The following is a 23676-nucleotide window of genomic DNA, read 5'->3' as shown; positions in this document are numbered from 1 at the left end:
ATTAAATAGTGATTTACTGGTGTTATTCCATATATTCAACCAGTCACAAGACCAATTTGTGGGTAGATCATCAATACTTACCGGAGAAATAAAAGCAATTTCTTCAGTGTTGGATTCAATTAACAAATAGCCGCATTCACAAACTGAATCACATCTCCTAAACCAGTTTGAGTTTTCAGGTTTGTAAAAACAAAAGGTTTATCACCGCGCATTTTTTTGGCATCTCGTTCCATGACATTCAAATCTGCACCTACATAGGGAGCAAGATCGGTTTTATTAATCACTAATAAATCAGATTTAGTAATACCTGGTCCACCCTTACGGGGGATTTTATCACCGGCAGCAACATCAATAACATAAATGGTTAAATCTACTAATTCAGGACTAAAAGTAGCAGCTAAATTATCTCCACCACTTTCTAAAAAGACTAGATCTAAATTAGTAAATTTCTCTTCTAATTGTTCAATTGCTGCTAAATTCATGGAAGCGTCTTCACGGATAGCAGTATGGGGACAACCTCCTGTTTCTACTCCTAAAATGCGATCGCTTTCTAAGGCTTGAGAACGGACTAAAAACTGAGCATCTTCTTGAGTATAAATATCATTTGTCACTACTGCTAACTGATATTTTTCCCGCAAAGTCTTACATAAAGCATCTACTAAAGCTGTTTTTCCTGAACCCACGGGACCTGCAACCCCTATTCTCAAAGCCGTCATAATTTTTAACTCCTAAATAATCTAGTGTACTGGATTTCGTGCTGCATACTTGCTAAAGATAAACCCCAATTACAACATCCTAAATCATCATCCTCCATGAGTAAAATTTCCTCTACAGTAGTAGTTAATAAAGGTTGTAAACCCAATAATAACTCTTGTCCCGCAGTTTGTCCCAGAGGAATAATTTTAATCCCTGCCGTAATTAAATTACTCGCCCAACTGTGTAAATAGGCTAATAAACCAGCTTGAATATTTATATCCCAATGAGCGCAAGCCATAGCAAAAGCGATCGCATAATTACTAGGATAACCGACAGCATTGACTAAAGGTAAAATTCCTGGTTCTAGCTTACTTAATAATTGCATCAGAGAACGCCCCATTTGCCAATTAGCAGCCCGTAATTCCTCCGTATCCCTCGCCGCCGATAACCATAAATTCCACCGCTTCAAACCCTCTATATCGTTGCTTTTCGCAGCATGAAAACTCCTTACTATTACAGCAGCATCTAGGCGAATTGAACCATAAATCAACTCAGATTTTAGCCAATCTTGGAGATTTTTTATGTTCGTAATAGTCCCATTTTCTACTAACATTTCCAACCCTTCCGAATAGCCATAAGCCCCAACAGGTAAAGCGGGACTTGCTAATTGTAAAACCGTTAAAAAATGGCTATGAGTGAGAGTGATTTCCATAAGCCCCTAATTCTGGTTTAAAAGGTACAATTTCCTCTTTAATTTCTAATCCTAATTGTGTCAACATAGACTGTAAAACTGCATCTGGAGATAAGCGTAAATAAGTGGCAGTAATTTCCACAGCTACATGACGATTTCCTAAATGATATGCAGCTCTTAATAATAAAGGAATTTCTGCCAATACAGTGAGAACAGGTTCAGGTTTAGCAATAATTCTCATATAAATACTTTCGGTTTCATTTGTGAGAATATCACCATCATGTAATACTGTACCTCTAGCTAAACGCAAAAAAACCTCCTTCTGATCTGCTAATATAAATTTATGTCGGCTACGAGTTCGTTCTTCCGCAGTCAGTGAAAGAGAGAGAGTAACTATAGGATCAGGATGAGGTGTTTTGCGTTGGGTAAAAGTCAGCATAATTGACGAAATTAACGTTAACTTTGATTATTTTGTATCTATTGGTAATTTTAAATTATTTTTCACCAAAAAGATACTCAATTTATTATTAAAATCGAGTATCTTAAATTTTAAGTTTATAAATGTATCTTAATACCAATTCTATCTAAGTCCGTCCTAAATAAATTAGAGACGTTCCACCGGAACGTCTCTACAATGCTAAACAGAGATTCGATTTATCATTGATATATTAAACAATTCCTCATAGTCATGGGAAAAATAATCATAGAATTTGCGAAACTTCTCTGGAGTTATGGCATTTTGCAAAACAGCAAAAACAGCCCGCACATGAATAATAGATATAGTGGGTGATACACTTTCTTTTTGACTAATTCGCTCAATAAACTCCTGTAAATGAAAAGACTGAATAGGTTCTGTTTCACTACCTCGCAAATATTCTCCTAACTCCTGGGGAATTTGTGCTGCTAATTCTTCTCTTTCATCACTAGGAATAATTTGTTTAATAATTTCCAAAGTAGCACGGGTAGCAATTTCTACTTCTTCACGAGATTCTGATTGTGCTAAAGTTTGGACATGGGTAATAAACTCGGTATATTCCATTTTTTATCTCCAATAATTTGGATTATAAACAAAATAATTATGAGTGAGAGGATTTACAACTATGATTGTTTATCACCCTAACTCATAATTAAATATTAAAAACTAAAAGTGGCTTTGCAATGGTAAATTTACTCCAGTCTAAACTTCAATGATTAACTTAACTTCGTGCTAAAGAAGTAGATAGAAATATACCTATGGTTAGATATAATATCTCCTTGCTATATTCATAAATCTAAATAGATACGTAGGGTGCGTCAGACTGCATAAATTCTATCAATAGACAGATTTATAATATCTGACGTGGTTGGTGATCTTATCTAACCATACCCTATAATACCACAATACCTAATTTTTTCACAAATGTAATATCATTTCTATATAGCGATCCTAAATTAGTTATCAACAACAAGATCCCCGACTTCTCTAAGAAGTTGGGGATCTTTGTACCTCATTTGAATCCTTATCACTACTATTTAATCAAATCCCAATTTATCCGCGTTTATCTGCGTTCATCTACGTTCCTAACTTGCTGTATCTACCCAAAGCTATTAACGGGAAATACTGCTGATACAGATGATACTTCAAATAAAAATGACAAGGAAAACCAGTACCAGTAAAGTATGATTCATCCCAAGTACCATCTGATCTTTGAGTTTCTAACAGGTAATTAATCCCCTTTTCAATACTATCAAAAGCTAATTTTCCCGTAGCTTCACCTGCTGCTATTAAACCAATTAAAGCCCATGCAGTTTGGGATACTGTGCTGTCACCTTTGCCTTTCAAACTAGGATCATTGTAACTAAAACAAGTTTCTCCCCAACCACCATCAGTATTTTGAATTTTCACCAACCAATTAACACCTTGATTGATGTTTCCAGCATATTTTAAAGGATTTATTAAAGCTAAAGCCGATAAAACACCGCTAGTTCCATAAATGTAATTTACACCCCAACGTCCAAACCAACAACCTTCTGTTTCTTGTTCCTGCAAAAGATAATCTAAAGCTTTTTCTAAATTATTTGGTTGAATGGATAAATTACAAGCACCCAACATTTCTAATACTCTAGCTGTGACATCAGCAGTATTCGGATCAATCATCGCTTTCAAATCACCATAAGGGACAGCATTAAGCCATTCTTGATCATTATTAATATCAAAAGCCGCCCAACCCCCTAGTTTACATTGCATCGTCGCAATCCAATTTAAAGCCCGATTAATAGCTTGTTTTTTCAGTTCCTCATTTGGTAATTTAGCCTGATGTAAAGCCATGACAACTACAGCCGAATCATCCACATCGGGATAAAAACGATTGTCAAATTCAAACGCCCAAGCACCGGGTTTCCCTTGCTTATTTTTGACGTTCCAATCACCATAATCGAGAATTTGTTTCTCTATTAACCATTCTCCAGCTTTGACAATAGCAGCATTATTCGGGGAAAACCCTGAATCAATTAAAGCCCGAATCGCCCAAGCTGTATCCCATACAGGAGAAACACAAGGTTGTACAGAGTAACTATCTTCTATTTCAATAGCAAAATTATCAACTGCTTTTAAACCCCGTTTGATAATTGGGTCATTCGCATCATAATCTAAACACTTTAAGGCTAACAGAGAGTTTAACATTGCGGGAATAATTCCCCCCCAATCACCTGTAACTTCTTGCCGTTCTAAAATCCATTTTTCTGCGGCTTTAATACCTTCATTTCTGAAAGGTACAAAATTCAAACTTTCTGCTAATTTAAAGCCATCATCGAGAATGTTAAAAATATCCGACCAATCACCATTTTTTGGTAATTGCCAAACTACATTTTCTACACCTTCAGCATATAATTCATCTAAATTAATTGGTTGATCAATTTTAAAAACAGGTTTCTGATCAAAGACAATTAATAATGGCACAGTGCTAGAACGCGCCCAACTGGAAAGTTCATAAATATTGAAGAAAAAATTATCGGGTAGCAACATTACCCAAGGTGGTAACGAAGGCAGTCCGTGCCAATTATAACAGCCAATTAAAGCTAGATGTAACTTGGTAAAAATGCGGGTTTTGCTAATACCACCTTTGGCTAAAATCAAAGATTTCGCTTTCAGTAATGCGGGATCTGTAACGGGTACACCTAACAACCTTAATGCCATGTAAGCCTCTACAGTTGTGTTTAAATCCCCACCATCACCATAAAACAATTCCCAACCCCCATGTTCTCGTTGTTGAGAACGGAGATAATTTTTTACTTTATATAAAGGTCTGGTTTTGTCAGTTCCCCAAATCTTATGTAATAAAACAGCTTCCGAGGTGATGGTAACATTAGATTCTAATTCCGCCCACCAATAACCATCAGGATTTTGAATTGAAAGCAAATGTTTTTGAGTTGCGGCAATCGCATCAACAACTTGCTTGACTTTTGCTCTATCTTGTGTTTCCATCCAATACCTACCTCAACACCAAATAATTTAACAAGATAACCGAAATCAGAGAAAATTCTTCCCCAAAATCAGCAAACATAGTAAAAGAATTAAATTTAGTTTTTAAATTTTGCATTGGAGTCAAGGGACAGTAATGGTAGCAATTATATTGAGTTTGACGCTTTTATCCTTAGTAATTTGGTTATTTTTACTCTTATTTTGGGGACAGTTTTGGCAAGTTGATCAGCAATTAGAAACGGATAAAGATATTAATAATAACACCTTACCAACGGTGTGTGTACTCATTCCCTTCCCGCCCGTAATGAAGCCGATGTAATTCCTTTTAGCTTGCGATCGCTTCTCCTGCAAGACTATCCTGGTAATTTCACCATCTTTTTAGTAGACGATCAAAGTAGCGATGGTACAGCCAGTATTGCCCAAGGAGTAGCCCACGCCCTCGATAAAACCCAGCAATTGCAGATTGTCACCAGTACCGGATTACCTACGGGTTGGACGGGAAAATTGTGGGCAATGGAACAAGGAATACAAAAAGCCAGTGAATTAACACCAGATTATTTTTTACTGACTGACGCAGATATACAACATGATCCCGGCAACTTACGGCGATTAGTGGCCAAAGCCGAGAAACAGAAATTAGACCTTGTATCTATCATGGTACGCTTACGCTGTCAAAGCTTTTGGGAACAACTATTAATACCCGCATTCGTCTTCTTCTTCCAAAAACTTTATCCATTTTCCTGGGTAAATGACTCGAAAAAAGCGATCGCTGCCGCCGCCGGGGGCTGTATTCTCATTCATAGAGAAGCCCTCAATAGAATCGGTGGCTTGCAAATGATTCGTCAAGCCCTCATTGATGACTGTTCCCTCGCCAAAGCCGTCAAATCAAGTCATGGAAACATCTGGTTAGGACTCAGCACCGTCACCTATAGTTTACGTCCCTACGATTCCCTCAAAACAATTTGGGATATGGTAGCCAGAAGTGCTTATACACAACTGAATTATTCCCCTTTATTACTACTAGGCAGTTTGTTAGGCATGATCTTAGTTTATATAGTCCCACCCATGGGAATTATTTTCGGAGTGATTTTGGGGAATGGGATCATTAGCCTGACCGCTTTCATCGGATATCTGCTAATGACTTTTGCTTATTTCCCCATTATTCGCTTTTATAAATGTTCTCCAGCTTTTGCCTTTAGCTTACCAGCGATCGCTTTTCTATATACCCTAATGACCGTAGACTCAGCCTCCCGTCATTGGCAAGGCCGGGGAGGAATGTGGAAAGGTAGAGTATATGCTAGGTGACGGTTAACTTTTGTAGAGGCGAACGGCCGTTCGCCCCTACAGCCACCCTGCCTCCGCATAGTAATCCCAATAATAATCCCATATTTGGCATAATGGGTACGGAAGAACCTATACACAGGCTATCTTGGTGTTTTTCTGTACGGAGTATTTCCTGAATTATACCGTAAAATGAAATTTGGTGAATACATTGCATAATTTTCAATTTTTTGATTGACCAACCAACAATAACCAATTAGCCACTCTCAGATTTACAATAAAGTTCGATATCAGTAATATTTATTAGTCGTGTCTAACCATATAAAAGCCTTTCCTGTTTGGGGAGTATTCGCGCTGTTAAGTAATATCATCCTGATGTTAGCGGTGATTTTATTGATTTGGCGACAGTACAAAATTACTCCTGAGATCCCAAGCACACTAATCCGAAAGCAACTAGAACCAGTTAAGCTAGACTGGAATAATCAATATGTGCCACCAGAGTTAGGACCCCGCCATAAACTTAGTTATCCCGAATGGTTGGATATTCTCAAACAAGAAGCGAAAATAACTGCTCAGAAAAAGCCGCCACGTTTAACCATACTGGCAGGAGATTCTCTGAGTTTATGGTTTCCACCAGAGTTATTACCGGAGAATAGAGCTTGGTTAAATCAAGGTATTTCTGGGGAAGTTACCAATGGACTATTACAAAGATTAGATTTTTTTGACCGCACCCAACCGGATATTATTTTCGTCATGGTGGGAATTAATGATTTAATTCGCGGCCTAGGTGATAGGGAAATTTTACGTAATTATCGGCAAATTATCCGTTATTTGCGAAATATGCACCCTCAAGCCCAAATTGTGGTGCAGTCAATTTTACCCCATGGTGAGGAAGGGGTAACTTGGGAAGGAAAAGAGAAACTTCTGGCTATTCCTAATACTCGAATTCGCAGTTTAAATGAGGAAATAAAGAAAATTGCTATTGAAAAAGGTGCAAAATATCTAAATTTACATCCTCTATTTAGTAATAAACAAGGTAATCTCCGTTCAGATTTTACTACCGATGGTTTACATTTAAGCCCTCCAGGTTATCTGGTGTGGCGCACTGCTTTGCAAATTTATTTTCAGCAAGAACCAGCACCTCAAAACAAGGCAATAGGCAAAAGAATAATAGACATCTCCAGTAATTAAATGTGCGTTTTCCAGAACCCTTTTAGAGACTTTCCATGGAAGGAAATTAGCTAGTTAACTGCTTGCCAAATAATACTAACTAATGCTATACTCTCCTTATGGCGTACATACCACTGGTGAAAAGCGGTCGAATTTCTGGGATTGCATCCAAACACCTTGAGGAGATATAAAGAACTTTACCCATATTTCTCAGAAAGAAAATAAAAAAGGGATCAATAACTGCGAAAATTTATATATAACAGGCATTTCAGCAATTATAAAACATGATGACAATTTATTCTTCCCAAAAATCAACATTTAACATTGCTTCAATATCACAACTAAACGGCCACGTATCAGGAAACTCACAGTGTGGATAACCATTGCGGACAATTTTCAGGGCATCTGCATAAGCTTCATCAAATACTTGGCTAAAATAAGGCTTGAGACTAGGTGAATTTTTGATTAACTTTCTGATTCCAATCCTTTGTTTAATGATTGATTCTACCCTCCCACGATAACAATCAGGGATATGCACATAATTCCGCTTGAGAATATGTTCTAAAAGTTCTGCTAACCGATTTTCAAGTTCACGTTTATCTGAGCGCCCCAAGTCCTCTATCTCCTCTATCAAATTATCAATATCTAGTCCTTCTATATCTCTATTCCGTAATTTTTGGACGATATCTTCAATCCAGAGTAAATAATCTTGCTCATATAAAGATACTGCAATCTGTGTTTGTGTCATTGGCTTTTGTCCCTTGAGTGACATAATTCCAGTTTAAGTTAAAACTAAAGTTCAAATCCTCAATTTCTTCAAGAAGTCGGGGATCTTGTTGTCGGTAGTCATCTTAAAATAGAAAGAACATCCAAAATTATCAACATGGCACCCCTACCAGATTATCGTCCTAAACAAATGTCCGTAGGTCCCCTAGAAGCAGAAATCCTCGGTATTGTCTGGGATATCGGTTCAGCGACAGTCAAAGACGTACATGATCGCATTCTCTCCGATCCTAACCGCGAATTGGCTTATACTTCTGTTACTACCGTTCTCCGTCGTCTCACGGAAAAAGGTTGGTTAGCTTGCGATAAACAGGGCAAAGCCTTTTATTGGCGGCCATTGCTAACTAAGCAACAAGCAGAGGTAATTAAAGCCCATGATCAATTACAGCGATTTTTAGCAGTGGGAAATCCTGATGTAATTGCGGCATTTGCTGATAGCTTAGATCAAGCTGCTAGTGACCAAATAGAAGCGATCGCTAAACGCATTCAAGCTGCACGGGAAGCCAGAGGAGAGAAATAGAATTTATGCACCTACTCATGATAGTTACCGCCCTCACCATTGCTTGTTGGTTACGACACTCCGGCAGTATTTCTCAAGGCACTTGGTTGATGCGCTGGGAGCGATCGCTATTTTTATTTCTTTTCCCCCCCCTACTCATCTTCATGACTGCAACCTCCATTGTCTGCATGGGTACTCAGGGAAAAATGGGCGGAATGTATACTAGTTCTTTTAGCTATCTCCTGGCATTAATTTTTCTGGGCTGTTTTAACATTTTAGGCATTAAACTCGCTTTCTCTGCCTGGAAAGCCATTAAATCCGCCCGTGAATGTCCCCAAGTCCACTTAGCCGGTAAACCAGCCCGACTTTTGCAAACTAAAGCTTTATTTGCCGGTCAAATGGGTTTTTGGCGACCGGAATTAGTAGTTAGTCAGGGACTCCTACAAGCCCTCTCTCCTGACCATCTAGAAAGCGTCCTAGCACACGAACAAGGGCATTATCAGTATAGGGATACATTCTGGTTCTTTTGGTTAGGTTGGATACGTGTCTGTACCGCTTGGTTGCCCAATACAGAACCTTTATGGCAAGAATTGTTAGTTTTACGAGAATTACGGGCTGATAGTTACGCCGCATCTCAAGTAGATCCTTTAGTATTAGCAGAATCCTTGTTATTAGTGGTAAGTAACAATCCCATGACATCAGATATTTGTTGTGCTGCTTTGGGCGCGGGCGATCGCTTGGAACAAAGAATAGAAGCTTTATTAACACCATCCGAACCAACATCAGAAGCCCAATTGCAATCTTGGCATATTTTCCTTTTAGCCTTTCTGCCCCTAATCACCGTATTATTTCATACTTGAATCAATTTCTCTACCGCAGTTGTCAATGTATAAATAAACCCCTCTCCAAACCTCTCCCCTGCAAGGAGAGAGGCTTTAAAGTCCCCATTTTCTGCGCTACGGTGTACACACAAGTGATCAAATTTAGCAAACTGCCCCCTCACCCCCAATTCTGGGGAAGAATTTACTTCAAAGTCCCCCAAAGTTGGGAGATTTAGGGGGCAGTCAAGTCTATTCAGTATCCTCAAAACGTCAAGGTTGTAGATGGTAATGTTAAACTTCCTGGCAATATTGGGATAGTTAAAGCCAAAATACATAGACCAATTGAGGGGAAAATTAAGACTGTCACTATTAGTAAAACACCATCAGGTAAATATTTTGCATCTATCCTGACGGAAGTAGAAGGTGTTTCAACTCTACCAAACACAAGGAAAAATCAAACTATTTCCCAAGGGAAGATTTATGGTATTGACTTAGGATTAAAACATTTTGCTGTTGTTACTGATGGCGAAAAAGTTTCTAAATACGATAACCCTAAACACCTTGCCAAGCACGAGAAAAACCTTAAACGCAAGCAGAAAAAATTAGCACGTAAACAAAAGGGAAGTAAATCCAGAAATAGATATAGAAAAGTTGTTGCTAAAGTGTACGAACGAGTTAGTAATTCTCGGCAAGATTTTCTACATAAACTTAGTTATAAGTTGGTCAGCGATAGCCAAGCTGTCATAGTAGAGAATCTTCATGTCAAAGGCATGGTACGCAATCATAATTTGGCAAAGTCAATATCTGATGCAGGATGGGGAACATTTACTAATTTTTTAGCCTATAAGCTAGAACGCAAAGGTGGGAAGTTGGTAGAGATTGATAGATGGTTTCCCAGTTCTCAACTCTGTTCTAATTGTTTTTATCAAATTGGTGATATGCCATTGGATGTCCGTGAATGGACTTGTCCTCATTGTGGTACTCATCATGATAGAGATGGAAATGCAGCGATAAATATTAGGACAGAGGGTATCAGAATGCTTGCCCTGAGCGAAGTCGAAGGGATAAAGGCGGAAGGTTCAGCCGTCTGGTGCTGTAGGAGGGGAGATAAGACCAAAACTTGGGCGAAAGTCTAAGTTGCGGCACTCCCCCGTGAGTACAGAAGCCAACACTGTACTTGGTACTCCAAGTCAGTGTGGGTAGTTCACTTTCCTCCTCCTGCCCCCTACTACAAAACTTAATATAGTTTTGTATCGTAATTGCTAAAGAAAATATGTGGAAAATTGATAGTCAGAACATCCAAATTATATAAACATTTATATGGATCCAAGCTAAAATTAGTATTAGTTCGCCAGTGAATAATGATATTCCTTGGGTAATCAATATATCTGATATTTTGCCAGAAGATGACTTACCCAATTGACCTGATTAATTGATAATTACTCCAGTATTTTTAGTCGTTATAGTTGATTGTTAAAAATCAAAATTAGCATATTTCCGACTCATTTAATAAGTTGGAAATTTCCTTATTTTTGTCTATTAGCGCATCACATCATACTGCAACTAAATCAGATACAGGCATAAATAATAAAACTCTTATGGTGTGGGAATCTTGCCCGCTACATATATACATCACTCAGATTAAATTCGCTGTATATTCCCCAAATAAGTAAGTCTTTAATAACACAGAAGAGACATTTTTATATATACTAGGGTTGAGAACTTTGTATAAATAACACTCAAAAAATTCTTAGTGTTACGCGATACCAAGGTATATGTACAATTGTTATTAGGGGAGAATTACCTTGAACCAAGCGACGTTGCACCAGTTGAAGGTGTTCGAGGCGGCAGCACGCCATGGCAGTTTTACACGGGCTGCGGAAGAGTTGTTTCTAACTCAACCTACCATATCCATGCAAATCAAACAGCTAACTAAATCAGTAGGTTTGCCCTTATTTGAACAGGTAGGTAAACGTTTATATTTAACTGAAGCGGGACGGGAATTATTTACAACTTGTCGGCAAATTTTTGAAACCATAGACAATTTTCAAATGACTGTTGCTAATTTAAAAGGACTAAAGCAAGGTCAATTACGTTTGGCAGTAATTACGACCGCCAAATATATTATTCCTAGATTGTTGGGGCCTTTTTGTCAGCTTTATCCTGGGATTGATATTTCTCTCCAAGTCACAAATCATGAAATGATTCTAGATCGAATGATGAGTAATTTGGATGACTTGTATATTATGAGTCAGATTCCTGATCATTTTGATGTCAATTTCCAGCCGTTTTTAGAAAATCCTTTGGTAGTTTTTGCACCCGCTAATCATCCCTTAGCACAGGAAAAAAATATTCCTATTGAACGGTTGGGTGAAGAGGCCTTTATTATGCGTGAACCAGGTTCAGGAACTCGTAGCGCGGTGCAAAGTGTGTTTGAAGAATATGGGGTAAAGGTGAAAGTGAAATTAGAGTTGGGGAGTAATGAAGCTATTAAACAGGCGATCGCTGGTGGCTTAGGTATTTCTATTCTATCCCGTCATACTTTGTTAGGTGATGCAGCAGAATTTAGCATTTTGGATGTGCAACACTTCCCCATTAAACGGACGTGGTATATGGTTTACCCTGCTGGTAAGCAGTTATCTATTATTGGACAGACCTATTATCAGTATCTTTTAGACGCCGCGCAAAAGATTACAGAACAGGGTGGTTTAATTCCAGATCATAACTATAGTTTGATTACACCCCATCCTTAAAACCAGATTTTTGCAGATGGTATTGTAATCTGCAACCATCTAAAATAGATACATGATAAATTTGTTATGTATCTAAAAGTTATCAATAGCTTGACGGAAATACAGGCAACAATTAAAAATGAATCAACAGCATTATTAAGTACCTGGGCAAAATTAATTGAACATTGGGAAAACGAATAGACATCTGGTATATCTCTTGTCTGTTACCTATCACCTTTCCTAAATAGGACTTACGCAAAAAACTCTCAAACTCTTATTCCCCTGTGTTCTGGTGCATCCTCTGCGGTATGTCTTCGATACGCTACGCGAACGTTATTCCGTAACTCGTGCGTAAATCCTACTAAATATGCAATTTATTTTGTACCACTACTTACTTTTGACATTCTCGCCCAGTCACATAATGCCGATAGCGAAACATAGCTTCTAGCTGTGCTTGTATTAACCAACCACTGAAAAATTCTATGGTATTACCACCAGGCATGGCATAGCTAATATTATCAGTCAATCTAGTTTTTCCTGCTTCTTCTGTAAACTCATGGCGATGTATCCAAGACTCAAAAGGTCCAGATATCTGTTCATCAGTAAACAGACTATATTTTTCATAGTCAGTGTGACGTGCTAACCAAGTTAAGGGTAATAACCCCAAAAATAGCCGAAATTCTGTAATTGCGCCTTTTTCTAGTCCTCCTTCCCGTCTGACTACTTGTAAGGGTTGCCATGGTGGAGTTAGTAGTTGTAGGATGTCTGGTCGTTCGTGAAATTGCCAAACTACTTCTACTGGTGCGTTAATGATTGAAGAATGTTGAAAGTGTAACATAGACAGAAAAATCTAAAATTTACCCGATATTAAAATGCTAACAATTACAGGAGTTACGGAACTAGCATATTGGTAGGGTGCGTCAGATGTCAAAAATTTGTGTATTGAAGGCAGGGGAGTAGGGGAGCAGGAGGTAGGAGGTGGGTTTTAGGTTCTAGTCTTGTTTACTTTTCTTGACACAGTTTGGTTTTATTTTGCTAACCTACTGAGGTGCGCTAAAAAATTCTCTTTGCTATACAATGCAGCGAAAGTTCAATAATATCATCAGTAATGAGCTACTAGCTTGACTGCTGATGGCTGATAATAGATTAACTGAAAGTGGATAAGGATTTAATATCATGGGAAATTTGAGGCGCGTACCAGTTGGAATTGTTGGCGCGTCAGGATATGGTGGAGTGCAGCTAGTGCGACTCCTGATGGATCATCCAGAGGTAGAACTTGCTTATTTAGGTGGTGAAAGCAGCGCGGGTAAATCCTTTACTGATCTTTACCCACATTTAGGTAATATAGTTGATTTGGACATTGAGGGAGTAGACCCGGAAGTTATTGCTAGTCGTTGTGAAGTCGTATTTCTTTCTTTACCTAATGGTCTAGCTTGCCAAATTACTCCTCAGCTTATAGAAAAAGGTTGTAAAGTCCTAGATTTGAGTGCTGACTATCGCTTTAGTGATTTAACAACTTATACAACCTGGTATGGGACACAAAGGAGCGATAGCACCATAGCCGCTACAGCAGTTTATGGTTTACCGGAATTGTACCGCGATCGCATTGCCGAATCTCAACTCATTGGTTGTCCTGGTTGTTATCCTACCGCCAGTCTGTTGGCGCTTTCTCCACTGCTAAAACAAGGTTTAATTGTTCCCGAAACAGCGATCATTGATGCTAAATCTGGAACATCTGGCGGTGGTAGACAAGGAAAAATCAATCTCTTATTAGCGGAAGCTGATAACTCTCTGGCTGCTTATGGTGTAGCCAGTCATCGTCACACCCCAGAAATTGAGCAAACTTGCAGTGAATTGGCAGGACATGACGTAACAATTCAGTTTACACCCCACCTGATCCCTATGGTGCGGGGTATTTTAGCAACTGTATACGCCACCATGCGCGATCCTTGTTTAGTTCGTGATGATTTAATCACCATCTATAACGCCTTTTATCGCAATTCTCCTTGGGTAAAAATCTGCAATAGCGGCACTTATCCCCAAACTAAATGGGCTTGTGGTAGCAATAATTGTTACATCGGCTTAGAAGTTGATCGCCGCACAGGTCGAGTTATTGTCATGTCAGCTATTGACAACCTGATTAAAGGCCAAGCTGGACAAGCAATTCAATGTATGAACATCATGATGAACTGGGATGAAACTTTAGGATTGCCTAAAGTGGGATTTTATCCTTAATTTGGTAATGGGTAATGGGTAATGGGTAATGGGTAATGGGTAATGGGTAATGGGTAATGGGTAATGGGTAATGGGTAATGGGTAATGGGTAATGGGTAATATTTTCTTCCAATCACCAATTACCAATCACCAATTACCAATCACCTACTTTGGTCCTAAACCCACAGCACCGGCATAAACAGCGCGATCGCCTAATTCATCTTCAATTCTCAGTAAACGATTGTATTTTGCTACCCGTTCACTACGACACAGAGAACCGGTTTTAATTTGTCCGGCGCGAGTTGCGACAGCTAAATCAGCAATGGTTGTATCTTCAGTTTCACCAGAACGATGGCTAATAACTGAACGGAAACCGTTGCGAGTAGCTAAATCAATGGTTTCCAAAGTTTCAGTTAGAGAACCGATTTGATTTAACTTAATCAAAATCGAGTTAGCGGCTTTTTGTTCAATGCCTTTTTGTAAGCGGGTGGCGTTAGTTACAAATAAATCATCACCTACTAATTGTACTTTTGAGCCGATTTTCTGAGTTAGTAATTGCCAACTTTGCCAATCTTCCTCATGTAAACCATCTTCAATAGATACAATTGGATATTGGTCAACCAATTGTCCTAAATAATCAATAAACTCAACAGGACTATGGGGTTTACCATCATAGACATATTGGCCATCTTTGTAAAATTCACTTGCAGCTACATCTAAAGCTAAAGCCACTTGTTCACCGGGCTTATAACCAGCTTGTTTAATTGCAGCTACCAACAATTCTAAAGCCACTTGGTTAGATTCTAGGTTAGGTGCAAAACCACCTTCATCACCCACACCTGTCAGCAAACCTTTATCATCTAACACTTTGCTAAGAGTGGCAAATACTTCCGCACCCCAACGCAAAGCTTCTTTAAAAGAAGGCGCACCGATGGGGACAATCATAAACTCTTGAAAATCAACGTTATTTGCAGCGTGCGCCCCACCGTTGATCACATTCATTAAGGGTACTGGCAGTAAATTTGCCAAAGGTCCACCCAAATAGCGATAGAGGGGAATATCTAAAGCTGCTGCACCTGCTTTAGCTGCTGCTAAGGAAACACCTAAAATGGCATTCGCGCCTAAATTAGATTTGTTAGGTGAACCATCTGTAGCAATCATTGTCCGGTCTAACAATTCTTGGTTGAGGACATCCAACCCTAATAATTTCGGTGCTAATATCTCATTGGCGTTTTTTACCGCCGTGAGGACTCCTTTACCTCCATAACGGCTTTTATCCGCATCTCGCAGTTCATGGGCTTCAAATGTGCCTGTGGAAGCACCGCTGGGAACTTGTGCGAGTCCCACTGCACCACCAGCTAAATGTACTTCTGCTTCTAGGGTAGGTCTACCCCGTGAGTCAAGGATTTCGCGGGCGACAATGGCTTCAATGGCAGTGTCTAGGTATTTTGTCATTCTGGCTTTCTCCTTCTGTTTGAGGGTCAAGACTTTACAGTTTAGTCCTAAACCAACCGTTAGTTTATGCGTTTCTGGGGGAAAATTGCCGGAGATTAAAGAATATTTCCAGTAATGAGGGGTGGTAATGTTCCCTGAGTATGCAAGGAAACATGGTATTTGTCAGAATTAGGATGTGCAGGATTAAAGGATGTACAGGATTATTTATTTTTATAAGGAAAATGGCGAAAACCCTTGAAGGTGCGGCTGACTCAGGAAGCCACATTTGGTCTTTAGACAAGGGATGAACGCTAGTTGCAGGATAGATCCTGCATTGACGTTAATTGCCTTGATCTTCAACATATTTGCCCCTGTAGATTTTATTTAGTAGTTCATAATTAGTAATTCGTTAATAGCTTTTCGTTTTGATGAATTACTATTTATAGATCGTGATGCTTTAACTCTTTCTATTCGATAACCCGCATAAGCTGTTTCAAAAAAATTGTCTTCAATATCTTGATTTTTGGGATCTGAGTTACTCATAAGCATCAAAGCACCCTTTTGATCTAGACTTTTAAAGAAATCTCGTAATCTCATTTGTTCAGAATCATTAAATATTTGTTGTGAATAAGAAGTAAAGTTAGAAGTTTTATTTAAAGGTCGGTAAGGAGGATCAAAATAAATGAAACTATTACTATCTATAGAATTTTCATAATCGCTGAAGTCTCTATGATAAATTTCTGTATTTTGTAAAACTTCAGCAACTGCTTTTAAGTTTTCTGAATCACATATAGTTGGATCTTTGTATTTACCAACAGGAACATTAAACTCTCCTTTTGAATTTACTCTAAAGAGTCCATTATAACAAGTTTTATTTAGAAAAATAATTTGCGCTGTTCTTTCTATCCATTCAGAACTATAATCCTGACAATTGATGTAATTTCTTCGCAAGTTAAATTGTATTCTCGTTTGATAAAAATATTCCTTTCTTTGGTTTTCATCAAAGGATAAATATTTATTCTCAATATCTGTCAACAATTGAATTAAATCATTTACCTGATATTGAATTGTTTTATATGCAATAACCAATTCTGTATTTATATCTGAAATAACCAGTTCTTGAATTTGATATTTGTAAGCTATGTTAAAAAAAACTGCACCACCACCTATGAACGGTTCTACATATTTTTTGATTGAGCCATTAAGCAATTCTTCTGGTAAGAAGTTACTAATTTGTTCAAGTAGTTGAGTTTTACCACCAGCCCATTTTAAAAAAGGCTTTGGAACTATTGAAGATGTTGAAACTTTTGTAAGCGTTGAAATCATTAGTTTGAAGTAAGTAGGTTAGCGTTAAAAATTGTCGTTGGGGCAAGGGAACAGGGAACGGGGAACAGGGAACACCGAAGAGAGTTTTGGGCGATTTTACTTTTCTTCACATACCTTTAAATTTTTCGGTTCACCTACTTATCCAAATATATAAATATCAAATATATAAATATAATATAAAAAATAATGTAATTAATCTACTAAAAAAATATTGATTCATAAAATGTCAGGGTTTAGCATTTCTAAACCCCTACCCACTGCCTCCTGCTGTATCATCTACATTAGACATAGGAGTGAAAATTATCTTAGAGACAGTTCATAAATGTCCCTACAAAGGTTTGGCAGTTATGCAGATTTAATTACCACCAGATGTCTATTTAATTACCAATTCCTGAAGGTTGGATTTCCTCAATTGTCGGTCTTTGTTCAGGTGTAGATTGCATAGATGGAGTAGATGGTGATTTAGGCATCATAAATTGTCGCCAGGTTCTAATTTGTTCTTGGGCATCAGTATAAGCACTGCTACCACGGGGAATTAACTTGGCTGTATCAATGGCTCTTGCCACATCTACCTCGCTTTGCGAACGTGCCATTTGTAACAGTTGTTGGCTCCATTGATCAATGGCAATATTCACATCTAAGCGTAAAATATGACGATTCGATACCCGGTTAGCTAATTTGATAGCTTGTACTAAAGCTTCCGGTGTACCAGCCACGGCGACTTGTTTAGCTTTTTGCCAACTTTCTTTGGCGCGAATTTGTTCTTGCCAAGTATCTATAGCTGTTTGGGCTTCATTTGATAAAGCACGTCCTGATGTAGCTATTTTTTGGGCCTGATTAATAGCACTGGCTAAATTACCACTATCCGCTAGTGCCTTAGCTTGATCTAAATATGGCTGATCCTGAATGCGCTCAATTTTTGCTGTCCAGAGTCTAATTTTTTTCCTAGCTTCTGGATATAATGCTCGTCCAGAACGAATTTGACTAGCTTCAGTGATCGCTGTTTGCAGGGAATTAATATTATCATTAACAGCAATTTGTTCAGCCCTTGCTAAATATGGTTTATCTTCAATTGTCTCCACCTGACCACGCCAACGTCCTATTTCCTGACGTGCTTCCGTACTACGAGGATTATTACCAGGAATTAGCTGCACTTCCGAAATAGCTGCCGTTAAATCACTTACCGTTCCTTGACTAGCTAAATTTCGCGCTTTTTCCAATCGAGAAACATCTTCAATTTCCAATTGCCACCGGGCAATTAATTCCTGAGCTTCATTATGAATATCCCTAGAAGCATCTATTTGTTGCGCTTGGGAAATAGCAGTTTCTAACCCAGCAATAGTACCAAGAAAGGAACTTCTTTTGGCTTCACCCAACACCATAAAATCATCAACTTCTACCTGTAATTCAGGAATGTCAGGAATTTGGCGAGCAATTTCTAGTGCTGTATCGGCATCTTTCTCATTCATTTTCTCCTGTGCCAATTTCAGCATTTTCCGGGCAAATCCTGATATTAACTCTTGGGCCTTTTGATATAAATAACTTTCTGGTTTAATCGCCTCAGCTAATTTAATAGCTTTGAGTAAATTATCTACATTGGGACTTTTGGCTAAATATTCCGCTTTGTAAAGTTTATCGCCATCTTCTCTAGCGGTGACAATAATATTATTTAATTCATCATATTTTGTGCTTGCCCAATATTTATTATTTACCCGCAGCAATTTAGCTGTGAGCATGAAAGCAGATTGCCAATTGCGCTGTCGTAATTCCTTTTCTGCTTCTTGATAAATGGCTTCTGCCTGTGACCAAACTGTTTGCCATTTTTCAATTTGTGCTGTTACTAATTCACTGACTTTCACATCAGGAGGAATTTTCCGGGCTGTAGCGATCGCTTCCTCCAAATTTCCCGCTTGGAAACTCTCATCAGCTAGTTTTAAAATATCCCGTGACCATTCCTCCAACAAACGATTAATTTCGCCCCGCAGTGGGTGATTTTCGGGGAGTTCTTTCACTAAAGCGATCGCTTGCAACAAATTATTAATCGTTTGCTTAGAAGCCGCTAACTGAGCGCAATTTAACCGCACTGAAGCACTAGCTAAAGGCCAAAAAATTTGCGGGCAATTAGGGGCGGATGGCAGCTTAAACAACATGGATATGGCAAAAAAACCCATAGTCCCAGGTACAAAAGTCAGGATGATCGCCCAAGGAATCCAACTTTTAGTCCAACGGGGCATTTTCTCAATTAAGAGATTGAGATTAAAACCTGTTTCCGAATCATTATTTATAGACAAATCTACCCTATCTTGCTTTTTTGTTTTTTGTGCTGACTGAGAATTAGAACCAATAGCAGTGGTATCAGCGGTTCGATTATTTTGTATATAATGGGGCTGAACCCCAATTGGTTCTCCTCCAGAGTCGGAAGACCAATTATCTCGAATATCCTGATCTTTCATTGCTCACACCATAGTGAATTGAATAGAAATCACAAAAGCAGGTAGATTAATAATGGATAATCATAAGTTTGCTATTCTCACTTTCCCATTTATAACCAGTCATATCTGGTTTTCACCACCGCCATCAATAGCATTACTTTTCTTGAAATTAGAGTGTGACTAGCTACATTCACCAGAAATTGCAGATTCTCTTTGCAAATCTAAAATAAGTTGGTTTAAATGATCACTACTTGCCTGATAAACATTGCCGCAAAAGTCACAAGTTGCCTCTGCACCATTATCTTTAATAATCATGTCTTGTAGTTCCACTTCTCCTAGTATTTTCAGCGCTCCTAACACCCGATCAAAAGAGCAGCCGCAATGAAAGCGCAATATCTGACTTTCGGGAAATATACTTAATCCCATGTCTCCTAACAAATCATTAAAGATTTCTGTCAGTGTTTTGCCAGCTTGAAGTAATGGCGTAAACCCAGACAAAGCCGACACTCTCGATTCTAATGTCGCTACCAAGGCTTCATCTCTAGCCGCTTTAGGCAACACTTGTATAAGTATTCCTCCCGCCGCAGTTACACCCTGTTCTCCCACAAATACACCCAAAACCAAAGCTGATGGGGTCTGTTCGGAACTTACTAAGTAGTGGGCAACATCGTCACCAATTTCCCCAGATACCAGTTCTACCGTACTAGAGTAAGGATAGCCATAGCCAATATCGCGGACTACATACAGAAAGCCTTCACCCACAGCCCCACCGACATCTAGTTTGCCCTTATGATTGAGTGGCAATTCCACAGATGGATTACGGACATAGCCCCTGACTGTGCCATCTAAACCCGCATCGGCCATTATACCACCTAAAGGCCCATCTCCCTTGACTCGCACATTCACCCTAGAACCTGGCCGTTTCATACTCGAAGCCATCAACAACCCAGCTGTCATTGTTCTTCCCAGTGCTGCGGTCGCCACATAAGATAGTTTATGGCGTTGTCTAGCTTCTTCTGTTAATCGGGTGGTAATGACACCAACTATCTTAATACCACCATCGGCCGCAGTCCCACGAATTAATTGATCTGCCATGAAAAACCTTACAATTCTTTACAAGATGACTTTTATATTTTAGGTTGTTTCGTCATTGAAAACGACAGGGAGAATTTTCAGAGGGGCAGGAGAGCAGAGGAGCAGAATAGGTAGAAGTCAACAGTTAACAGTCAACCGTCAACAATTACCATGCTAGGAAAATTTCAACAAAGTCAAATTCGCATTGAAGTATCAGCATCAGCCGATGCTATTCATCATAGTATTTTGCATCCTGCACAACTGCAAAAATGGTTGTTAGGGCAAACTTTCCCTGGGGAAATGCCCTCAAAATTATCACCAGGATTTGAGTTTACAACCCAGACAGGTCCGATTGCCATTCATCATCATGTAGAAGTTGTCAGACCTAATTGTCTTCGGTTATTACTTAGTGGCGGTATTGATGGCTTTCATGAATGGTATTGGGGTGAAGGTTGGATACAATCTCGCTTAGAAGGTATATCCTTATTACCCCTCAATTTAGGTCAAACTTTCGCTTTAGTTAGCTTACGCCAATTCTTAGCGACAACTAAATAGGAGTAATTCATGAATTACCTCTACTAAAATTTATTTACATAAATACTTCTGTTTTTATCTCTGCATAAACAAGACTAATTGGTAACTAGGATACCAATAACAACACTCCTCCTGTCGCTAAAACACAAATAATTCCTGTTAACCCCGCCAGGGGTTTTTTATTGATACCTGTCAAGCATTGGGGAACTTTATCTGTGTAGGTAATTAATCCTGCTGTATCTATAGTAGCGATCGCCCATACCCAACCAGCGTGAAGTCCCCAGGCTATTCCTAAATTATTCCCATCTGCTAATCTGGCTAATACTAATACCATACCCATGAGCCATAGTCCTGGTAATTGGGGTAGGGTTTCTTTTTGTTCCCATACCAAATGCAAAACAGCAAAAATTAAACTAGAAATAATTGCCGCTAACCAAATTGAGAAATTATCTTCTAGCTTAGTCAATAAAAATCCTCGAAATATCAGTTCTTCTATTCCTCCGACAAATAAAGCCACCAGGGAAATAGTTAATAAAATAGGTGGTATTAACTTGATATTAGACTTTTCTAAATAGCACCAACCAGCACAAATTTGTCCAAAAAATACTATTCCTAGACTAAAAATACCCAAGCTAAAGCCGAGGCATAAAGAAACAACCAGAGAAACTTCCCCGACTAATCCATAATCCGAGAAAGATCCTAATTTTAACCATTGAAATACCCACAGAATTAGCGGTACTAATAAGTAGAGAGACACCAACAAAGGAATTTTTTGCTCTGGTTGTAAAAATTTATGTATTTGCCACTTAAATTTAATAGTTAAAATTGCTACTAATGGCAACCAGCAACCTACCCAAACAATAAAAAAAGCCATGACCAAAAGTACTGGTGTATCCCTCAGAAACTCCAGCAAAGTCTTGGCCAATGGCTCTAAAAATGATATTGGCATAGACATAAAAAACAGGACTCCCTTGCTACAACAATAGATTTCTTGATAATTAATCAAGACTCTACTAAAATTTGTGACCCGTGGAAGAGGTCAAGTTGTTTTTTATGTCTAATTTTAGAGTAATTATTCAGCTAGACCTATAAATAAGGGTCAGCTTTAGAGATAACTTACGCCATATTGACTAGCAAATTACCCCTAATAGGTGAGGAAATTTATTCTTCTTCGTCAGATTCATCAGTATCACTATCTACTTGGCTCAGTTGCTTATCACTTTCACCAAGTTGAATTAAGTGAATATGTTTGTAACCTAGTCTAATTTCAAATTCATCACCAGGCTTGAGTCCCATTGCTTTGGTGTAGGTTGCACCAATCACAATTTGACCATTTTGGTGGACACTGACCCGATATGTCGGTTCGCGGCCACGTCCATCTTTTGGAGCTTCTGGGCTGAGGGGAATGCCTCTAGCTGAGAGTAAAGCATCATAAAAGTCGGTGAGATTAACACGAACTTGGCTATTCTTAGTAACGGTGTAATAGCCACATTGCTTTGCTCTTTCCCGACGGGGTAAACTGGAAAGTTCTTTTACTTTCGCCAGTAATGCTTTTCCTGTTAATGGGGCGGTTGCAGTTTCACTCATTATGTTCTAATTTTCCTTAATCTTTTCAAATTGATGGGGTAGGGTGGCGTTAGCCATGCTCAAATTTTCTTTGAGTCTACTCTTGAGCTTCTTAGTAAGAATTGGACTCTAGAGAGTAGTTTACATCAGGGTTTTGGGTGAATTCCTGCTGAGGAAGGCAGCAACCGAAGACTCTATTACAGTTATCTATAATAGGTTTCTGGGTCATAGTTGCCACAAACATTTATTTCAGTAATTTTACGGCATTTTTAACCATCATTGGCCATCAGAAATTAAATTATTTTCTCTTTGGTCTACTAAGTATGGTATAACTTCAAGCCACCTTTACAAATTAGGTTACTCTACTCCAAAAAAAGTTGGAGAGCCAATAAATTACGAATTTTTGAGATTCAATGCTGATCGATCTTGCTTTTGAGTTCTAGGTTTGCACCTAATGATCATCTTTAGCTCAAGACAGCATAGTATTTGTATGTGGTCTAACGGACATACACCCTTTTATTCTGCCAGTAGAGACATGAGTTTTTTAGTCCCTACATTACGAAAAAACAACAGAAGTGCTAACCGTGCTTAGGCGGCTATTGTCTGGTGATTTTCTGAGTTCGTAATTTTCTATCAAATAATAGCATGAAATAATAATAGCAAAATATTTTTTGCATTGAAAATTAAAATTCTTTCTAAATTTTGATCTAAATCCCTGGAGTTGAGGTGCTAAAAATCAGTGAAAATTTTCCTGAAGCTTGCTACTGTCATAAGGATGATGTCATAACTTTTATAAAAGTTCATCTAATTCAGCCAAGCTTTTTGGGAGTGAAGCGGTTAAGTTATCGAGTTTCTTCAGTGACTAGGGAGAAAAAGCCAAGTAAAAAATCTTCTTTCCCTTGTTGATCACCATCTAATTCAAAATTCTCCTCAAAACTTGTCTTCAGATAATGTACGTCTGTC

Annotated in this window: 20 protein-coding genes and 2 pseudogenes; 8 read left to right on the top strand and 14 right to left on the bottom strand. The window is 38.5% G+C overall.

What is annotated here, in order from left to right; all coding sequences use genetic code 11:
* Nucleotides 1-119 precede the first annotated feature (119 nt).
* From ureG to shc, 5 genes are all read right to left on the bottom strand, one after another.
* Nucleotides 120-716 (bottom strand): urease accessory protein UreG, encoded by a 597-nt coding sequence (ureG, locus tag CUN59_RS06330; protein WP_104387040.1) that lies wholly within the window; start codon nt 714-716, stop codon nt 120-122.
* 5 nt (nt 717-721) lie between these two features.
* Nucleotides 722-1408 carry an urease accessory protein UreF gene (locus CUN59_RS06325; RefSeq protein ID WP_104387039.1) on the bottom strand — a complete coding sequence of 229 codons (687 nt, stop codon included), beginning with the start codon at nt 1406-1408 and terminating at the stop codon, nt 722-724.
* A complete protein-coding gene (ureE, locus tag CUN59_RS06320; RefSeq protein ID WP_104387038.1) occupies nt 1386-1826 on the bottom strand; it encodes an urease accessory protein UreE in 441 nt (146 codons plus the stop codon). The genes CUN59_RS06325 and ureE overlap by 23 nt, the downstream gene beginning before the upstream one ends.
* 198 nt (nt 1827-2024) lie before the next feature.
* Nucleotides 2025-2426 carry a DUF2267 domain-containing protein gene (locus CUN59_RS06315; RefSeq protein WP_104387037.1) on the bottom strand — a complete coding sequence of 134 codons (402 nt, stop codon included), beginning with the start codon at nt 2424-2426 and terminating at the stop codon, nt 2025-2027.
* Between the two features lie 513 nt (nt 2427-2939).
* The gene (shc, locus tag CUN59_RS06310) at nt 2940-4850 is read right to left on the bottom strand and encodes a squalene--hopene cyclase (protein WP_104387036.1); all 1911 of its coding nucleotides are present in this window, start codon (nt 4848-4850) and stop codon (nt 2940-2942) included.
* Between the two features lie 133 nt (nt 4851-4983).
* Between shc and CUN59_RS06305 the strand changes: the two are divergent.
* Nucleotides 4984-6152, top strand: a pseudogene (locus CUN59_RS06305) (glycosyltransferase).
* Here the strand turns inward: CUN59_RS06305 and CUN59_RS06300 are convergent.
* Entirely contained in the window at nt 6145-6345 is a 201-nt protein-coding gene (locus tag CUN59_RS06300; RefSeq protein ID WP_133164003.1) for a hypothetical protein, read from the bottom strand. The pseudogene CUN59_RS06305 and the gene CUN59_RS06300 overlap by 8 nt on opposite strands.
* Nucleotides 6346-6437: 92 nt before the next feature.
* Between CUN59_RS06300 and CUN59_RS06295 the strand changes: the two genes are divergently transcribed.
* Nucleotides 6438-7319 carry an SGNH/GDSL hydrolase family protein gene (locus tag CUN59_RS06295; RefSeq protein WP_165790166.1) on the top strand — a complete coding sequence of 294 codons (882 nt, stop codon included), beginning with the start codon at nt 6438-6440 and terminating at the stop codon, nt 7317-7319.
* 274 nt (nt 7320-7593) lie between these two features.
* Here the strand turns inward: CUN59_RS06295 and CUN59_RS06290 are convergent, their stop codons facing one another.
* Nucleotides 7594-8046, bottom strand: coding sequence for a DUF29 domain-containing protein (locus CUN59_RS06290; RefSeq protein WP_104387047.1), 453 nt, complete (start codon nt 8044-8046; stop codon nt 7594-7596).
* Nucleotides 8047-8181: 135 nt separating this feature from the next.
* On the opposite strand from CUN59_RS06290, the gene CUN59_RS06285 reads away from it, so the two are divergent.
* The 4 genes and pseudogenes from CUN59_RS06285 (at nt 8182) to CUN59_RS06265 (ending at nt 12154) form a co-directional block, all read left to right on the top strand.
* The gene (locus CUN59_RS06285) at nt 8182-8601 is read left to right on the top strand and encodes a BlaI/MecI/CopY family transcriptional regulator (RefSeq protein WP_104387033.1); all 420 of its coding nucleotides are present in this window, start codon (nt 8182-8184) and stop codon (nt 8599-8601) included.
* Nucleotides 8602-8606: 5 nt separating this feature from the next.
* The gene (locus tag CUN59_RS06280) at nt 8607-9440 is read left to right on the top strand and encodes a M56 family metallopeptidase (protein ID WP_104387032.1); all 834 of its coding nucleotides are present in this window, start codon (nt 8607-8609) and stop codon (nt 9438-9440) included.
* A gap of 206 nt (nt 9441-9646) precedes the next feature.
* A pseudogene (locus CUN59_RS06270) lies at nt 9647-10604 on the top strand (RNA-guided endonuclease TnpB family protein); the annotation flags it as partial.
* Nucleotides 10605-11206: 602 nt separating this feature from the next.
* Nucleotides 11207-12154, top strand: coding sequence for a LysR family transcriptional regulator (locus CUN59_RS06265; RefSeq protein ID WP_104387030.1), 948 nt, complete (start codon nt 11207-11209; stop codon nt 12152-12154).
* Between the two features lie 370 nt (nt 12155-12524).
* Here CUN59_RS06265 and CUN59_RS06260 read toward each other — a convergent pair whose 3' ends face one another.
* The gene (locus CUN59_RS06260; RefSeq protein WP_104387029.1) at nt 12525-12971 is read right to left on the bottom strand and encodes an SRPBCC family protein; all 447 of its coding nucleotides are present in this window, start codon (nt 12969-12971) and stop codon (nt 12525-12527) included.
* Nucleotides 12972-13309: 338 nt separating this feature from the next.
* Between CUN59_RS06260 and argC the strand changes: the two genes are divergently transcribed.
* Nucleotides 13310-14368 carry an N-acetyl-gamma-glutamyl-phosphate reductase gene (gene argC, locus CUN59_RS06255; protein WP_104387028.1) on the top strand — a complete coding sequence of 353 codons (1059 nt, stop codon included), beginning with the start codon at nt 13310-13312 and terminating at the stop codon, nt 14366-14368.
* Between the two features lie 144 nt (nt 14369-14512).
* On the opposite strand, the gene eno is transcribed toward argC, so the two are convergent.
* The 4 genes from eno to hslO all read right to left on the bottom strand — a co-directional run bounded on the left by eno (nt 14513) and on the right by hslO (nt 20634).
* A complete protein-coding gene (gene eno / locus CUN59_RS06250) occupies nt 14513-15802 on the bottom strand; it encodes a phosphopyruvate hydratase (protein WP_104387027.1) in 1290 nt (429 codons plus the stop codon).
* Between the two features lie 363 nt (nt 15803-16165).
* Entirely contained in the window at nt 16166-17107 is a 942-nt protein-coding gene (locus CUN59_RS06245; RefSeq protein ID WP_104387026.1) for a DNA adenine methylase, read from the bottom strand.
* Nucleotides 17108-17484: 377 nt separating this feature from the next.
* The gene (locus CUN59_RS06240; RefSeq protein ID WP_104387025.1) at nt 17485-19560 is read right to left on the bottom strand and encodes a chromosome segregation ATPase; all 2076 of its coding nucleotides are present in this window, start codon (nt 19558-19560) and stop codon (nt 17485-17487) included.
* Between the two features lie 159 nt (nt 19561-19719).
* The gene (gene hslO / locus CUN59_RS06235) at nt 19720-20634 is read right to left on the bottom strand and encodes an Hsp33 family molecular chaperone HslO (RefSeq protein ID WP_104387024.1); all 915 of its coding nucleotides are present in this window, start codon (nt 20632-20634) and stop codon (nt 19720-19722) included.
* Between the two features lie 150 nt (nt 20635-20784).
* Here hslO and CUN59_RS06230 point away from each other — a divergent pair, with 150 nt between their 5' ends.
* The gene (locus tag CUN59_RS06230; protein ID WP_104387023.1) at nt 20785-21168 is read left to right on the top strand and encodes a hypothetical protein; all 384 of its coding nucleotides are present in this window, start codon (nt 20785-20787) and stop codon (nt 21166-21168) included.
* An 85-nt stretch (nt 21169-21253) separates the two neighbouring features.
* Here the strand turns inward: CUN59_RS06230 and CUN59_RS06225 are convergent, their stop codons facing one another.
* A complete protein-coding gene (locus CUN59_RS06225) occupies nt 21254-22111 on the bottom strand; it encodes a CPBP family intramembrane glutamic endopeptidase (RefSeq protein ID WP_207765376.1) in 858 nt (285 codons plus the stop codon).
* 197 nt (nt 22112-22308) lie between these two features.
* Complete coding sequence (locus CUN59_RS06220) at nt 22309-22734, bottom strand: AbrB family transcriptional regulator (protein ID WP_104387021.1); 426 nt, start codon at nt 22732-22734, stop codon at nt 22309-22311.
* Between the last annotated feature and the right edge of the window lie 942 nt (nt 22735-23676).

It is taken from the genome of Cuspidothrix issatschenkoi CHARLIE-1 (genome assembly GCF_002934005.1).
Taxonomy (GTDB): Bacteria; Cyanobacteriota; Cyanobacteriia; order Cyanobacteriales; family Nostocaceae; genus Cuspidothrix; species Cuspidothrix issatschenkoi.
This window is presented reverse-complemented; position numbering and strand designations above follow the sequence as displayed.

Bases quoted from the DNA above. Each gene is read 5' to 3' on its own strand.
- ureG (WP_104387040.1), bottom strand. From the start codon at position 716: ATGACGGCTTTGAGAATAGGGGTTGCAGGTCCCGTGGGTTCAGGAAAA.
- CUN59_RS06325 (WP_104387039.1), bottom strand. From the start codon at position 1,408: ATGGAAATCACTCTCACTCATAGCCATTTTTTAACGGTTTTACAATTA.
- ureE (WP_104387038.1), bottom strand. From the start codon at position 1,826: ATGCTGACTTTTACCCAACGCAAAACACCTCATCCTGATCCTATAGTT.
- CUN59_RS06315 (WP_104387037.1), bottom strand. From the start codon at position 2,426: ATGGAATATACCGAGTTTATTACCCATGTCCAAACTTTAGCACAATCA.
- shc (WP_104387036.1), bottom strand. From the start codon at position 4,850: ATGGAAACACAAGATAGAGCAAAAGTCAAGCAAGTTGTTGATGCGATT.
- CUN59_RS06300 (WP_133164003.1), bottom strand. From the start codon at position 6,345: ATGCAATGTATTCACCAAATTTCATTTTACGGTATAATTCAGGAAATA.
- CUN59_RS06290 (WP_104387047.1), bottom strand. From the start codon at position 8,046: ATGACACAAACACAGATTGCAGTATCTTTATATGAGCAAGATTATTTA.
- CUN59_RS06285 (WP_104387033.1), top strand. From the start codon at position 8,182: ATGGCACCCCTACCAGATTATCGTCCTAAACAAATGTCCGTAGGTCCC.
- CUN59_RS06280 (WP_104387032.1), top strand. From the start codon at position 8,607: ATGCACCTACTCATGATAGTTACCGCCCTCACCATTGCTTGTTGGTTA.
- CUN59_RS06260 (WP_104387029.1), bottom strand. From the start codon at position 12,971: ATGTTACACTTTCAACATTCTTCAATCATTAACGCACCAGTAGAAGTA.
- argC (WP_104387028.1), top strand. From the start codon at position 13,310: ATGGGAAATTTGAGGCGCGTACCAGTTGGAATTGTTGGCGCGTCAGGA.
- eno (WP_104387027.1), bottom strand. From the start codon at position 15,802: ATGACAAAATACCTAGACACTGCCATTGAAGCCATTGTCGCCCGCGAA.
- CUN59_RS06245 (WP_104387026.1), bottom strand. From the start codon at position 17,107: ATGATTTCAACGCTTACAAAAGTTTCAACATCTTCAATAGTTCCAAAG.
- CUN59_RS06240 (WP_104387025.1), bottom strand. From the start codon at position 19,560: ATGAAAGATCAGGATATTCGAGATAATTGGTCTTCCGACTCTGGAGGA.
- hslO (WP_104387024.1), bottom strand. From the start codon at position 20,634: ATGGCAGATCAATTAATTCGTGGGACTGCGGCCGATGGTGGTATTAAG.
- CUN59_RS06230 (WP_104387023.1), top strand. From the start codon at position 20,785: ATGCTAGGAAAATTTCAACAAAGTCAAATTCGCATTGAAGTATCAGCA.
- CUN59_RS06220 (WP_104387021.1), bottom strand. From the start codon at position 22,734: ATGAGTGAAACTGCAACCGCCCCATTAACAGGAAAAGCATTACTGGCG.